The organism is Algibacter sp. YIN40, from assembly GCF_057219435.1.
In genome coordinates, this window is the sequence record NZ_JBXVVC010000004.1 from 83,101 (window position 1) to 98,237 (window position 15,137).

General features: G+C 31.6%; 16 protein-coding genes. 5 read left to right on the forward strand and 11 right to left on the reverse strand.

What is annotated here, in order from left to right; all coding sequences use genetic code 11:
- Positions 1-3: 3 nt before the first annotated feature.
- Both carB and rpmH read right to left on the reverse strand, forming a co-directional pair.
- Positions 4-2,859: a carbamoyl-phosphate synthase large subunit gene (gene carB, locus AC2D6V_RS13795; protein WP_484649149.1), complete on the reverse strand. Its 2,856-nt coding sequence runs from the start codon at positions 2,857-2,859 to the stop codon at positions 4-6.
- Positions 2,860-2,972: 113 nt separating this feature from the next.
- Positions 2,973-3,134 carry a 50S ribosomal protein L34 gene (gene rpmH, locus AC2D6V_RS13800; protein WP_027878648.1) on the reverse strand — a complete coding sequence of 54 codons (162 nt, stop codon included), beginning with the start codon at positions 3,132-3,134 and terminating at the stop codon, positions 2,973-2,975.
- 304 nt (positions 3,135-3,438) lie between these two features.
- On the opposite strand from rpmH, the gene AC2D6V_RS13805 reads away from it, so the two are divergent.
- Positions 3,439-4,017, forward strand: a complete 579-nt coding sequence (locus tag AC2D6V_RS13805) for a tetratricopeptide repeat protein (protein ID WP_484649154.1) — start codon at positions 3,439-3,441, stop codon at positions 4,015-4,017.
- Here the strand turns inward: AC2D6V_RS13805 and AC2D6V_RS13810 are convergent, their stop codons facing one another.
- Entirely contained in the window at positions 4,018-4,950 is a 933-nt protein-coding gene (locus tag AC2D6V_RS13810; protein ID WP_484649157.1) for a lytic transglycosylase domain-containing protein, read from the reverse strand. It abuts the gene before it with no gap.
- Positions 4,951-4,999: 49 nt separating this feature from the next.
- Positions 5,000-5,665, reverse strand: a complete 666-nt coding sequence (locus tag AC2D6V_RS13815; protein ID WP_484649160.1) for an alpha/beta hydrolase family protein — start codon at positions 5,663-5,665, stop codon at positions 5,000-5,002.
- Between the two features lie 120 nt (positions 5,666-5,785).
- Here AC2D6V_RS13815 and AC2D6V_RS13820 point away from each other — a divergent pair, with 120 nt between their 5' ends.
- A complete protein-coding gene (locus AC2D6V_RS13820) occupies positions 5,786-6,082 on the forward strand; it encodes an N-acetyltransferase (protein ID WP_484649162.1) in 297 nt (98 codons plus the stop codon).
- Positions 6,083-6,154: 72 nt separating this feature from the next.
- On the opposite strand, the gene AC2D6V_RS13825 is transcribed toward AC2D6V_RS13820, so the two are convergent.
- The 3 genes from AC2D6V_RS13825 to AC2D6V_RS13835 form a co-directional block, all read right to left on the reverse strand.
- The gene (locus AC2D6V_RS13825; RefSeq protein ID WP_484649165.1) at positions 6,155-6,658 is read right to left on the reverse strand and encodes a hypothetical protein; all 504 of its coding nucleotides are present in this window, start codon (positions 6,656-6,658) and stop codon (positions 6,155-6,157) included.
- 108 nt (positions 6,659-6,766) lie between these two features.
- A complete protein-coding gene (gene mtaB, locus AC2D6V_RS13830; protein ID WP_484649168.1) occupies positions 6,767-8,098 on the reverse strand; it encodes a tRNA (N(6)-L-threonylcarbamoyladenosine(37)-C(2))-methylthiotransferase MtaB in 1,332 nt (443 codons plus the stop codon).
- 84 nt (positions 8,099-8,182) lie between these two features.
- Positions 8,183-8,761, reverse strand: coding sequence for a T9SS type A sorting domain-containing protein (locus tag AC2D6V_RS13835; RefSeq protein ID WP_484649170.1), 579 nt, complete (start codon positions 8,759-8,761; stop codon positions 8,183-8,185).
- 215 nt (positions 8,762-8,976) lie between these two features.
- Between AC2D6V_RS13835 and AC2D6V_RS13840 the strand changes: the two genes are divergently transcribed.
- Positions 8,977-10,533 carry an ABC transporter substrate-binding protein gene (locus AC2D6V_RS13840; protein ID WP_484649173.1) on the forward strand — a complete coding sequence of 519 codons (1,557 nt, stop codon included), beginning with the start codon at positions 8,977-8,979 and terminating at the stop codon, positions 10,531-10,533.
- Here the strand turns inward: AC2D6V_RS13840 and AC2D6V_RS13845 are convergent.
- From AC2D6V_RS13845 to AC2D6V_RS13860, 4 genes are all read right to left on the reverse strand, one after another.
- Positions 10,530-10,667 carry a hypothetical protein gene (locus tag AC2D6V_RS13845; protein WP_484649176.1) on the reverse strand — a complete coding sequence of 46 codons (138 nt, stop codon included), beginning with the start codon at positions 10,665-10,667 and terminating at the stop codon, positions 10,530-10,532. The two genes, AC2D6V_RS13840 and AC2D6V_RS13845, sit on opposite strands and share 4 nt — an antisense overlap.
- A gap of 205 nt (positions 10,668-10,872) precedes the next feature.
- Positions 10,873-11,784: a TolB family protein gene (locus AC2D6V_RS13850; protein WP_484649178.1), complete on the reverse strand. Its 912-nt coding sequence runs from the start codon at positions 11,782-11,784 to the stop codon at positions 10,873-10,875.
- A gap of 77 nt (positions 11,785-11,861) precedes the next feature.
- Positions 11,862-13,037 carry a GlmU family protein gene (locus tag AC2D6V_RS13855; protein WP_484649182.1) on the reverse strand — a complete coding sequence of 392 codons (1,176 nt, stop codon included), beginning with the start codon at positions 13,035-13,037 and terminating at the stop codon, positions 11,862-11,864.
- A 127-nt stretch (positions 13,038-13,164) separates the two neighbouring features.
- Positions 13,165-13,416 (reverse strand): type B 50S ribosomal protein L31, encoded by a 252-nt coding sequence (locus AC2D6V_RS13860; RefSeq protein ID WP_484649186.1) that lies wholly within the window; start codon positions 13,414-13,416, stop codon positions 13,165-13,167.
- Between the two features lie 156 nt (positions 13,417-13,572).
- On the opposite strand from AC2D6V_RS13860, the gene AC2D6V_RS13865 reads away from it, so the two are divergent.
- Complete coding sequence (locus AC2D6V_RS13865; RefSeq protein WP_484649189.1) at positions 13,573-14,106, forward strand: DUF4199 domain-containing protein; 534 nt, start codon at positions 13,573-13,575, stop codon at positions 14,104-14,106.
- Between the two features lie 38 nt (positions 14,107-14,144).
- Complete coding sequence (locus AC2D6V_RS13870; protein ID WP_484649195.1) at positions 14,145-15,095, forward strand: glycosyltransferase family 2 protein; 951 nt, start codon at positions 14,145-14,147, stop codon at positions 15,093-15,095.
- Positions 15,096-15,137 lie beyond the last annotated feature (42 nt).

The following is a 15,137-nucleotide window of genomic DNA, read 5'->3' on the forward strand; positions in this document are numbered from 1 at the left end:
TTATTATTTACTTAAATACATTTTTCGTCTAGAATACAAGTCGTAAAACGCATCATCTTTTAAACTATCTATAAACAAGATACTCTCTCCTGTACTTTTCATTTCTGGACCTAAACGCTTATCTACATTCGGAAACTTATTAAAAGAGAATACTGGTTGTTTGATGGCATAACCTTCTAACTGAGGATTGAAATCAAAGTCCGTTACCTTCTTCTCTCCTAACATCACCTTAGTTGCATAATTAACATAAGGTTCCTTATAAGCCTTAGCTATAAATGGAACTGTTCTTGATGCTCTGGGGTTTGCTTCAATTATGTAAACAATATCATCTTTAATAGCAAATTGAATATTAATTAGACCCACTGTATTCAATGCTCTTGCAATAGTATGTGTATGATCAATAATTTGTTGCATTACCAAGTCTCCTAAATTAAACGCTGGTAAAGTCGCATTAGAATCTCCGGAATGAACACCACATGGTTCAATGTGTTCCATAATTCCTATGATGTATACATTTCCATCCACATCACAAATAGCATCAGCTTCAGCTTCTATTGCACCATCTAAATAATGATCTAAAAGAAGTTTATTATTTGGCATTCTTCTTAATAAATCAACTACAGTCTCAATTAAGTCTTCTTTGTTGATTACAATTTTCATTCCTTGCCCTCCTAAAACATAAGACGGTCTCACTAAGATTGGAAAATCTAATTCATCGGCTAAAGCTAAAGCTTCGTCTGCATTTTCTGCAATTCCAAACTCTGGATATGGAATATTATTTTCTTTTAACAATCTTGAAAAACTCCCCCTATCCTCTGCTAAATCTAAAGATTCGAAACTGGTTCCAATAATTTTAATACCATACTTGGTTAGCTTTTCTGCTAATTTTAAAGCTGTTTGACCTCCAAGTTGAACAATAACGCCCTCTGGTTTTTCATGACGAATAATGTCATAAATATGTTCCCAAAAAACAGGTTCAAAATATAATTTATCTGCTGTGTCAAAATCGGTAGAAACCGTTTCTGGATTACAGTTAATCATAATTGTTTCGTAACCACATTCTGCAGCTGCTAAAACACCATGCACGCAACAGTAATCGAACTCAATACCTTGACCAATTCTATTTGGCCCAGAACCTAATACAACTATCTTCTTTTTGTCACTAACAATACTTTCATTGTGTACATATTTCTCACCAGAAGGTGTTTCAACCATGTTTTCAAAAGTTGAATAATAATATGGCGTTTTTGCCGTAAATTCTGCGGCACAAGTATCAACTAGTTTAAATACCCGTTGAATATTAAATTCGTCTCTTTTCTTATATACTTGGCTTTCTAGACAGCCCAACATATGTGCTATCTGGCGGTCGCCATAACCTTTTTGCTTAGCTTCCAACAATAGATCTCTATCTAGTGTATCGATGGTATATTTAGAAATTTCTTTTTCTAAGTGAAATAATTCCTCATATTGTTTTAAATACCACATATCAATTTTTGTGATATCATATATTCGGCTTAGTGGAATACCCATTGCGATGGCATCATAAATAACAAATACACGATCCCAAGAGGCATTTGTTAACTTATCTATAATCTGATTATAATCTTTATAACCTTTACCATCTGCCCCTAAACCATTTCTTTTAATTTCCAAAGATTGCGTAGCTTTATGTAATGCTTCTTGGAAAGAACGTCCTATTCCCATAACCTCTCCTACAGCTTTCATTTGTAAACCTAGTGTTCTATCTGAACCTTCAAATTTATCAAAATTCCAACGTGGTATTTTTACAATTACATAATCTAACGTAGGCTCGAATAAAGCTGAAGTAGACTTAGTAATTTGATTATCTAATTCATCAAGCGTATACCCTATGGCCAATTTCGTGGCTATTTTAGCAATGGGATAACCTGTTGCTTTACTCGCTAACGCTGAGGACCTTGATACTCGTGGATTAATCTCAATAGCAATAATATCTTCTTTTTCATCTGGGCTTACTGCAAATTGCACATTACAGCCACCTTCAAAGTCACCAATGCTGCGCATCATTTTAATAGCCATATCGCGCATTTTTTGATACGTTCTATCACTTAAAGTCATTGCCGGAGCCACTGTAATAGAATCACCAGTATGAATTCCCATAGGATCCATATTCTCAATAGAACAAATAATAACAACGTTATCATTTCTATCTCTAAGCAACTCCAACTCATATTCCTTCCAACCCATCATGGCTTTATCAATCATCACCTCATGAATAGGCGAAATCTCTAATCCTCTACGTAATTGCTTATCAAAATCATCTTCATCATGCACAATAGCTGCTCCAGCACCTCCTAATGTATAGGATGCTCTAATACATAATGGAAATCCAAAGTCTTGAGCAATCTCTTTTCCTTTTAAAAACGATGTTGCTGTAGCTTGTGGTGCCATGCCAACATCAATCTTACCCATCAACTCTCTAAACTGTTCCCTATCTTCTGTGATATTGATAGCATTAATATCTACACCAATTAATTCAACTCCAAAATCTTTCCAAATCCCTTTTTCATCTGCTTCTATGCACAAGTTTAATGCTGTTTGTCCTCCCATAGTTGGCAATACAGCATCAATTTGAGGATGTTCCTTTAAAATTTTTATAATGGATTTTGTATTAAGAGGCAACAAATAAACATGATCTGCCATGGTTGGATCAGTCATGATTGTTGCTGGATTAGAGTTAATTAAAATCGTTTCAATTCCATCTTCCGTGAGTGACCTTAATGATTGAGAGCCTGAATAATCAAATTCACATGCTTGTCCAATAACAATAGGCCCTGAGCCAATAATTAGAATCGATTTAAGTTTTGGATTTTTTGGCATTTTTTCCTGTTTATTTGGTATATTTTAATGAGCTACAAAAATAGTAATCACTAGATATAAAAAAAGGCATTACACTTAAGTAACACCTTTAAATTATCAACAATTGTTAATCATTATTTTTTATGTCTTGTTTCAGATGACACAGATAACTTTTTTCTTCCTTTAGCTCTTCTACGAGCTAATACCTTTCTACCATTAGCAGAAGCCATTCTTTCTCTGAAACCATGTTTGTTTCTTCTCTTTCTTTTAGAAGGCTGAAATGTTCTTTTACTCATTATCCTATATCTTTAAAAACTGAATTGTATTTTTGTTGTAACTTTTTTGACGCTTCCGCAAAACTGAGGGCAAATATACAAACCCTTTATTACTTTGCAAATCATTTTATAAAAAATATTTTAATTATATATTCACCTCAACAACATTGCTTAAATCCCCTATATATTTGGGCTAAAGCCAATTTATTTGTTCTTAATTCATATCAATTTTTTCGTAAAAATTTAGTTTCTTTGCAATCAAAATTAAACTTATAGCGCATTTGGTTGCTTAGAGCTTACTTTTTACCATTCAAATTTTATAAATATGTACAATAAAATAATAAAACTTTTCATAGCTGCTGGCATAATTGCATTTGCAGTTTACCAATTTTCTGAAGGATATATTGGAAATGGTATCATGCTTATTTTTCTGTCCTTAATTTTTATATTTCTTTATTTTAAAAATGAATTTATCTTGCTTGCATTTTTAAGGTTACGAAAGCAAGATTTTGATGGTGCCAAAAAATGGTTAAATAAAATAAAAAAACCCGAAGCTGCTTTAGTTAGGAAACAGCAAGGTTATTATAACTATTTACATGGTATTATGGTCTCTCAAAGTAATATGAATGATGCTGAGAAGTACTTTAAAAAAGCCATTTCTTTAGGCTTGTCGATGGATCATGATCTTGCTATGGCTAAACTTAACTTATCTGGTATTGCTTTTTCTAAGAGAAGGAAACAGGAAGCACAAAAACTTTTATCTGAAGCCCAAAAACTTGATAAACAAGGCATGTTGGCTGACCAAATAAAAATGATGAAAGACAATATGAAACGTGCTCAAATGCCTAATCAACATTACGGAACTGGCGGATCGTTAAGACAACAAAAAAGAAGAAGTAAATAATTATTTACTCGCTAAATCATAATAACCTTCTTCCGGGATATCTATTAAATATTGTCTTCTGGTTTTATTATTAAGATGTGGTTCTCTCAACCAGGGGTTGTGCAATTTTAATATTTTATAATTAATTCCAAATTTTTCAGCAAATTGAGTAAAGTCTGTTACTGCTGTATCCACTTCAACCTTGTATGTTGGAACATTACTATATAAGTCTTTATCTCTAAAATTAAAGCCATATTTAGTGGGGTTATTTAGAATTTCCTTTAAGGCTATTATTCTAAATAGATAACGCCCAGTTTCTTCTCCTAGTAACAAATCATAGTAATTGGAAACATTTTGCTCTCGCAAACGTCTTGATACTCCCGCATTACCAGCATTATAAGCCGCTGCTGCTAATGTCCACGAACCTAATTCTTCTTTAGACTTAAGTAAGTATCGACAAGCAACTTCTGTAGCTTTTTCAAGGTGATACCGCTCATCCACATTACTATTAACTTCTAATCCATTTTCACGACCTGTAGCCTTCATAATTTGCCAAACACCTCTTGCACCCGCAGGCGAAACAGCATTAGTTAAGCCACTTTCTATAACCGCTAAATATTTAAAATCGTTGGGGATACTATACTTTTCTAGAATAGGCTCAATAATAGGAAAATACTTTTTAGCACGTTTAAACATTAGCAAACCGTTAGACTGCCAATAGGTATTCACTAATAACTCTCTATCCATGCGCTCTAAAATATCAGGGTTTTGAAGTGGCATAGCCTCACCCGCAAAGTTTAAATGTTCAGGTACCTGCAGCGCATAAACATTATAATCGTTTATTAATTTTTTTTCAAAATTTTCATCAGTAGGAGCATCTTGTAGGGCATAAATAAATAGGAGACATAAACTTAATAATCCCACAAGCGCCAATATTTTTTGAGCTATCTTCATAATTATAAGTTTGGTTTAAAGTTATAAAAAAATAATCAAAAATCACTGACTAGTTCTCTAAAATAATGCGTGGTAAATTCTCGTTAAACCACTTATATTTATTAATAATCATGATGTGCGATCCTTTTTTAATTGAGATACAATTTTTTATGTTCCTAATTGGGAATACCGAATCGTTGTCTCCATGAATGTGAACCAAATCCGGAATTAATTCTTTTTGACTCCAAGAGACCATTTGCTTAATAGCCCAACTTAAATATTTTGGATTATTAACGGACAAATACCTTCTATAAAGTTCCATACGCTTTTTTACATTTTTTCCAAAAGCGTATTTAGCAAACAAATCTATATTTGAAGCTAACTGCGTTGGAACTAATTTATAGGCTTTTGTTTTGTTAGCTAACAACATATGCCTTGGTAGTTCTCGCTTAGATTTTACACTTGAAACAATAATAAGCTTTCTCAATTTTATATGTTTACTCATCTCTTGAACCAAAACACCTCCAAATGAAACCCCCAATAAAACAGGGTTTTCATGTTTTATATTGTTAACAATACGTAAAGCATAATCACTAATAACCTCATTATCAATAGGTAATACCCATTCTAATAAATGTATTTTGAATTGTTCTTCTGGCAATTTAATATGCTCAAAAATCAGAGGGCTCGCAGCCATTCCTGGCATCAAATAAACATGTATTACCTCTTGAGTCATAAGCTTTTAACTTACTTTAAGTTTTATATTCTAGTTTTTTTTAGTATCTTTGCACTGCAAAAATAGCTAAATAGTAACCACTATTTTACGACTCCTTAGAAATTAAATAAAATACTTACCATGGTTGATGTTGCCGAATTAATTGATAACGACTTTTTACGTCAGTTTGAATTAAAAATTGATAATCATTTAGCAAAAATTGAATATTCCCTTCAAGAAAGAAAAATATTTTTAACAAAGCTTTTAATTCCTGAGGCTATTGATGATGAAGATTTTAGAAAAGAATTTTTAGCAGCAGTTTTCGAGCAGATTCAAGAACGTAATTTAAGCGTCGTTCCTACAAGTCCTGAAATTGCTAAGTTTGTAAGAAGCAACAGAAAATATAAACGCATGTTACCTGTTGGAGTAAGAATCTAAATATTTAGAAAAAAAATTAAAAAATCCGAAACGTTAAGCTTCGGATTTTTTTATTTTTATAAGGTTTAATAATTATTGCTTTGAATAAACGACTGTTAAATCTTTGGCAGCAATTACCTGTGTAAAATCTTCATTATAAATTTCTATACTTTCTTTAAAAACTATTGATATTTGGTCTCCATTTATCACAGCTTCACTTTCACCGAATGTCAAAGAATTTCCTTCTTTGGAATAAAACGTGGCTAGACTTACTACACCTTCAGTATCGCATTCAACATTAAAACTATACTCATCAGCATTATTATTTAATTGAGCGACTTCAAGCTTAGGGTTAAAAGTAGTGTTTAATGAAACAATATTATTAGGTTCGAAAAGTAAGGTTTCATTATAAAAACAATCGATTTCATTTAAAAGATTAGTACTAACAAAACCATCGTTATCAATATCGAAGCCACCTGCTATATTCCATTCGGTTAATTTCCATACACCAAGAAGAGGATCATCGTTAATATCGTTACCAGAGCAACTAACTAAAAAAAGGCATGAAAGGGCTAATGTGAAAAATAATTTATTCATATTGGGGCATGATTATTTCAAGGCGAAAGTATTAATGCTAGCATTAAAAGCACAAAAAACAAGCTAAATGGACAAAATAATGGTTGATTTACAGTAAAATAGAAGGAATTATTCTGAAAGTACACTAATAAACTCGAATCTTACTAAGCCATCTTCATCTATCTTGGTAAGTTCAACTTGGTGTAATGTATTCACTAAAACAGGATTCCAAGGTGTTTTAACTTTTACATAATTTTCGGTAAACCCGTGTATGTAACCCTCTTTATTTTCACTTTCAAATAAAACTGTTCTTACAGTTCGAATCTGGCTTTCATAAAATGCCCGACGTTTTTTAACAGACAAGCCTCGCAACATCTTACTACGTTTGCTACGCACATTACTAGGTACTACTCCACTCATCTCAACTGCTTCTGTATCATCACGTTCCGAATAAGTAAATACATGTAAATACGAGATATCTAAATCAGTTAAGAAATTATAAGTTTCTAAAAAATGGGTATCTGTTTCTCCTGGAAAACCAACAATAACATCAACTCCAATACAAGCCTGGGGCATCACTTCTTTTATTTTATTAACTCTATCCACATACAATTCACGCATGTAACGACGTTTCATTTTTTTAAGAATCTCGTTACTACCTGACTGCAAAGGGATATGAAAATGGGGTACAAAAGCTCTGGATTTTGAAACTAAATCTATAGTTTCATTTTTAAGTAAATTAGGCTCAATAGAGGAAATGCGTAAACGTTCAATCCCAGCTACCATATCTAATTGAGTAACTAAATCTAAAAAAGTGTGTTCGTGTTTTTTATTTCCGAATTCACCTTTACCATAATCCCCAATATTAACACCTGTTAGAACAATTTCTTTTATGTTTTGTTTTGAAATTTTTATAGCATTGTTCAACACATTTTCCATTGTATCACTGCGTGAAATACCACGTGCCAAAGGAATTGTACAATACGTACATTTATAATCGCAACCATCTTGAACCTTTAAAAAAGCCCGGGTTCTATCTCCAATAGAATAGGAACCTACATAAAAATCGGCATCTTCAATTTCGCAAGAATGTACTTCACCAAAATCGTTTTTAGTCAAGTCATTTATATAATCGGTAATATTAAACTTTTCGGTAGCACCAAGCACCAAATCAACTCCATTAACATCTGCTAACTCTTCCGGTTTCAACTGTGCATAACATCCAACAGCAGCAACAAAAGCATCAGGGTTTGCTTTTTGTGCTTGTTTTACAATGGTTTTAAATCGTTTATCCGCATTTTCAGTAACAGAACAAGTGTTTATCACATACATATCTGCGCTTTCTGAAAAATCTACACGATCAAATCCTTCTTTTTGAAAGTCTCTTGCAATAGTAGATGTTTCAGAAAAATTAAGCTTACAGCCCAAAGTATAAAATGCAACTCTTTTATTGGTTTTCATTTATCCAATTTAATCGGGCAAAGTTAATAAAAAAAGAGCGCTTCTATTAAGAAGCGCTCTGTCTATTGCTAATATAAATTAATATTATTGTTTAACTATTTTTCTTGATAAAGTACCATTAGCTGTTTCTAATTTCATAATATAAAGACCACGACTTAAATTAGAAATATTAATTTCATATTTACTTCCTGAATTAAGAACAAGTCTTCCTGAAACAGAATAGATATTTATGCTATTTAAAGAATTGGAAAAGTCTAAACTAATCTTTAAAAAATCTCTAGTTGGATTAGGTCCAATAGAAGCTTTTATCGTTTTAAATTTTTCTGATGATAAAACTGTCAAGTTTCCAGAGGCATCATAACTACAAACAACTCCAGAACCAAAATCTATTGTCATTTCGTAAGTTGAAGGCGCTGTTCCCGATTGTATGGAATATTTTAAATTTCCTCCAGAACAACTAACATAATCGTAAGTTAAAGACCCATCAACAGTAATTGTTGCTGGCCAAGATTCACTGCAACCATTTTGACCATTAGGTACTGTAAAAATTGGATTTGTGGTGGTACTTTGCCCAGAAGTTTTAATTGATGTAGGGCAAGTAATTTGGGCATGTGCCATAGCACAAAATAGCATAGAATATGCTAGAAAGTAAAGTTTTTTCATTTTAAATTTTGAGAGTTATTGTTAATAATAGCATTACATATATAATATAACAGTTAGACTCGAAAAAACCCTAAAAGTCACTATTAACGGTTTAATTCATAATTAATCTTTATTTAAAGTATAAAATCAATATTTTTGATTTACTAATTTTTAATTAAACCGTGCGATTTCAAAACCGATATCAACTATTAATAATTTTATTTACACCATTTTTATTGATTGGGTGTACAACAAAAAACAACGACTCTAAAGATCATCTTGTTTTTCGTTATAATGAATATGGAAATATAAACACCCTAGATCCCGCATTTTCAAGAACTTTGCAAGACAATAATATTTGCAATCAAATATTCAATGGGCTTGTTCAGCTAGATAATGATTTAAATATTCTTCCATGTATAGCTAAAGGTTGGACTATTTCAAAAGATGGCCTTTTATATACTTTTTCACTGCGCAAGGACGTGTACTTTCATAAGCATAAATTATTTGGCAAAGACTCAACTCGAATTGTCGTTGCCGACGATTTTGAATATAGTCTTAATAGATTAAGAAATAAAAAGGTTGCAGCACCAGGTAGTTGGGTGTTAAATAAAGTAGATGATTTCAGAGCTATTAACGACAGTGTTTTTGAAATTAAATTGAAACAGCCATTCCCTGCTTTTATTGGTTTGTTAACAATGAAATACTGTTCGGTTATTCCTAAAGAAGTGGTTGAACTTTACGGTATGGAATTCCGGTCAAAGCCTATTGGAACTGGTCCATTTAAATTTAAGCGATGGGAAGAGAACATCAAACTTGTTTTAAGAAAAAACCAAGATTACTTCGAAAGAGATGTAACAGGAAAATCATTACCCTATCTAGAATCTGTGGCACTTACATTTCTGCCAGATAAACAAAGTGAATTTTTGCAATTTGCGCAAGGTAATATTGATTTTCTATCTGGTTTGGACGCTTCTTATAAAGATGAGTTATTGACTGCAAAAGGTCAATTACGAAAAACCTACGACGAAACAGTTAATATGATTCGAGGCCCTTATCTAAATACGGAGTATTTGGGCTTCTATCTTGATTCTAAAACACCAGAAATACAATCTGAGTTAATTAGAAAAGCAATTAATTATGGTTTCGACAGGAAGAAAATGATGATTTATTTACGTAATGGCATCGGTAACCCAGCAAATGGCGGCTTTATTCCTATTGGGCTTCCTGGTTACGACACAGCCATTGGTTATACTTATCAGCCAGAAAAGGCAAAAAAATTAGTAGAACAATTTAAAAATGAAAGTGGTATAAGCAATCCTGAAATTAATTTAGTAACAACAAGTAATTATTTAAGTTTTTGTGAATTTATACAGCGTGAACTTGAAAAAACTGGCTTAAGAATTAATGTTGATGTTATGCCCGAAGCCTCATTAAGATCCGCCCGATCTAATGGAAAAGTAGATATGTTTAGAAGCTCTTGGATAGCAGATTACCTTGATGCCGAAAACTACTTATCCATTTTCTACAGTAAAAACTTTGCGCCTAACGGTTCGAATTACTTTCATTATAAAAACCCACAATTTGATAGTTTATACAATAAAGCATTTACGGTTACAGATATAGATAAACGTAAATATTTATATTCAAAAATGGATTCTTTAGCTATGGATAAAGCTATTATGGTGCCACTTTTTTATGATGAAGTAGTGCGGTTTACAAGGAAAAACGTTAAAGGACTTGGTATTAACCCAATTAACTTATTGGATTTAAGAAGAGTGAAAAAACACTAATTAATTTGTGCATTCTTACCAATATCATTTATTTCATCTTTTATAACAATTACCGATTTCTTCCATTTATTCTCTAAAATGTGATACAAACCCCTAACAGCTAATAAACCAGAAGGAAGAACTAATAAATTCATTCCAAAGTTATTATCCCAATCAAAACCCCAGTCAAAGAAATAAACATCTAAAATTGTTATAAAAAACCACAAACACTGTACCCACAACATAATAAGTAATAACACCTAAAATAGCATATAACCATTTCTTTTGATTGTAATCAATTGAAAGGTCATAAAACCGTTTACCAATAAAATAGTTAAGTAATAGTCCAAGCATAATGTATTAATTTGAAATGAAATAATAAACATCATCATCTCCTTTACCTCCTGCTCTTTTAGAAGAAAAATAACCAGAAGTACTTGTGTCCATTATTAGGGAAAAATCGTCTTTATTGCTATTTATAGGTTTAGGCAGTTTTTCAGATTTATTGAACGTACCATCTTCATTCATAGTGCTTTTATAAATATCGAATCCGCCAAATCCATTTGGTCTATTAGAAGCAAGGTACAATGTATTATCGCTACTTATATATGGGAACATTTCACGACTATAGGAATTCACTTTACTTCCTAAATTCTTAGGTTCACTGTAAGTGTTATTACCTAAAATAGTCACTTTAAAAATATCTGAACCTCCTTTAGTTGTTTCTTTACCACCTCTAATATTCGCTGTAAAATAAAGCGTTTTACCATCTTGACTTAAAGCTGGATGGGCATACGAATATTTAGGTTTACAAAATGGTAAAATCATAAAATTAGTCCAACCAAGAACTTCATCGTACTCGCCTACTACTATATGAAAATTGGTAGCTTTAAAATCGCCTTTGGGCTTATTTTTATTACTATAAATAGTTGTTAAGTATAGTCTACTTCCATCTGGAGATATAGTAGCGCTTGTGATTGTAGGAATAATTTGTTTTTCATCAATTTTTACGGGAACGACATCAGTGATTTTACCAGATTCAGATAAATTCCCTTCATATATTGTAAGTATTGGGCTTCCTGAAACCAACTTTAATTTCCCTTTTTTACCTAATAGGTAAGAAGTGAAAATAATTTTATTGTTCTTAAGCTTCATCAAACCAAAATGAGGGTTCTCATTATTGATTTCTAAATTTGTAACAGTGTATTTCTCACTCTGTGCAAAAGAAAGTACCCCAAAGAGAAAAAAAATATAGGCAGTAATCTTAATCATTTGACTTGGGCTTGATTCAATCAAATATAATAATTTGTATTAATCCCTGCACAAATGATAGATTAAGAGTAAATAAATTATGCTCTTCGGTATTTTTTAGTTTCTTCGAAAACATGTTCTAATATACTCTTATCTTGTTCAGTAAGGGAGATATTACGTCTTGACATTACTATTTCTGCTACTTCTAAAGCTTTGCGAGTTTGGTATGTTGTAAAACCAGAGTTTCCTCCCCAACTAAAACTTGGGATAAAATTTCTAGGAAACCCACTTCCGAATATATTGGCATTTACACCAACCACGGTTCCTGTATTAAACATGGTATTAATCCCACATTTGCTATGGTCTCCCATAATAACTCCACAAAACTGCAATCCAGTTTTTTCAAAACCCTCAGTTTGATAATCCCATAAACGAACCTCAGCGTAATTATTCTTCAAATTCGAATTATTAGTATCAGCTCCTAAATTGCACCATTCTCCCAAAACAGAATTCCCTAGAAAACCATCATGTCCTTTATTAGAGTAGTTGAATAAAACAGAGTTATTTATTTCACCTCCAGCTTTACTATAAGGTCCAACAGTAGTGGGACCATAAATTTTTGCCCCTATTTTAACGGTAGCATGATTACACAAAGCAAAAGGACCTCTTATTATACTACCTTCCATTATTTCGGCTTGCTTGCCAATATATATAGGCCCTGTACTTGCATTAAGTGTCGTAAACTCTAGCTTCGCTCCTTCTTCAATAAAAATATTTTCAGGTGCAATTATATTATTACTAGAAGGGATGGGTTTAGATTTTCTACCTTTTGTCAATAAATTAAAATCTTCAAGAATAGCTTCTCCATTTTTAGAGAAAATATCCCATGTATATTCAATTTTTATAGCATGCTCTTGAAACTCTAAAGCTTCAAAAGTATTAAAGTCAATATCTTCTTGGGCTTCTTTAGTATAAAAAGCAATAACATCTGCTCCTTTAAAAATAGCTTGATTTTCCTCTAAGGTTTTAACCATCTCAACCAACTCTAAATTTGGCAAATAGGATGCGTTAATCATGACATTAACTTCCATTTCAACCATTGGATACTTATCTGACAAATAATCTTCGGTAACTGTAGTTGTAGTAGTTTTTAGAAAATGCTCCCACTTTTCACGAATAGTTAATATCCCGACTCTAATATCTGCCATTGGCCTTGTATAGGTAAATGGTAATAAATTATTTCGTGATGGACCATCAAAAAGGATGTAGTTCATAATAAACTTAAAATTAGAAGTTATCTATTCTTGTTACAATTTTTCCTCATTCAAAAGTAGCGTAATTGCGTAAAACAAAAAAGCCTTTCTAAGTAGAAAGGCTTTCAAATATATTATTCCGCGAAACTTATTTTTTAAACTTAGCGTATTTAGTTTTAAATTTATCTATACGACCAGCAGTATCTACTAATTTAGATTTACCAGTATAATAAGGGTGTGATGTTCTCGAAATTTCCATTTTAATTAATGGGTATTCAACACCATCAACATCAATAGTCTCGTTTGTATTTGCTGTAGATTTAGTTAAAAACACATCGTCATTAGACATATCTTTAAATGCTACTAATCTATAATTGTCTGGGTGTATACCTTTTTTCATCACTAAACGCTTTTATTCTTTTCAATTTTCGAGCTGCAAATTTACGTAATTTTTATAAATCTACAATTTTTTTTGATAATTTTTATCACACATTTGTCTGTGACCTTTTGTTATATTTGAATACTTAATTTTCAACCAAAACATCATCAAAATAATATGGAAAAATCTTTGAAATCTATTGCCACTAATTATGGATTATACTTAGGAGTTCTTCTTACCTTATTGACAATTCTGGTATACGCTTTTAATTTAGAGTTATTTGTCAACCCGCTATATATTATATCAGTAATGATAGCAACTATTATTTTTGGATTAATTTCAATTATTAAATGTAAACAACGCTTTAATGGATATATCAATTTTAAGGAAGCTTTTAAAGCTTATTTTATTGTAGCAATAATAGGATTAGGGATAAGCACCCTTGTTACTTTTGTATTATTCAACTTCATTGATATTGAAGCCTCTGAGACAATTAAAGAAAAAACTATTGAAAAATTTATTGAAATTCTTGAAGGTATTAATACTTCAGAGCAAGAAATTTCTAATACTATTGACAAAATAAAAAACGAAAACCTTTATTCATTCAGTAATGTTCTTCAAAGATTAATTATGAATTACCTGCTTCCTATTACTATTATTGGATTAATGTCAGCCGCTTTTATAAAAAAAACAAATCCAAACTCAGAATAAATTCAGTATTTTTGAAATGTTAATTTTGAAAATTTCTAATGAATATATCTGTAGTTATTCCACTACTTAATGAATACGAATCGTTAAACGAGTTAAATGATTGGATTGTAAATGTCATGCAGACCAATCATTTTTCTTATGAAATCATTTTTATAGATGACGGTAGCACAGATAATTCTTGGAAGGTTATCAAACTGCTGTCAGATAAAAACAACAATATAAAGGGGATTAGATTTCTTAAAAACTTTGGAAAATCTCAAGCACTTCATGCAGGGTTTGATAAGGCTAAAGGCGGCGTTGTAATTACTATGGATGCCGATTTGCAAGATAATCCGGATGAAATTCCAGAACTGTATAATATGATTACCAAAGATGGTTTTGATATGGTTTCAGGCTGGAAAAAGAAGCGCTACGACTCTGTTATTACCAAAAATTTACCTTCAAAATTATTTAACTGGGCTGCAAGAAAAACATCTGGAGTAAAATTGCATGATTTTAATTGTGGTTTAAAAGCATACAATAAAGACGTTGTAAAGAATATAGATGTAAACGGTGAAATGCATCGCTATATCCCAGTATTATCAAAAAATGCTGGATTTAGCAATATAGGAGAAAAAATCGTGCTACACCAAGCAAGAAAGTATGGTGAAACTAAATTTGGCATGGATCGATTTATTAACGGGTTTCTCGACTTAATAACTATCTGGTTTCTATCTCGGTTTGGAAAACGGCCTATGCATTTATTCGGTGCTCTAGGCGTAATAATGTTTACCATAGGCTTTGGATTTGCAACTTACTTGGGCATTGATAAATTGTTTTTAAATCCAGGAGGCAGACTTATAACACAGCGTCCACAGTTTTATATTGCTTTAGTAACTATGATTATAGGAACACAATTTTTTGTAGCAGGGTTTTTAGGAGAAATTATTTTACGCACCAAACAAGATAAAAAACGTTATTTAATAAAAGACAAATTAAATATTGATTAATACATTTTCATAATATTTTTATTTTAAAAGAGTGTGTTATTG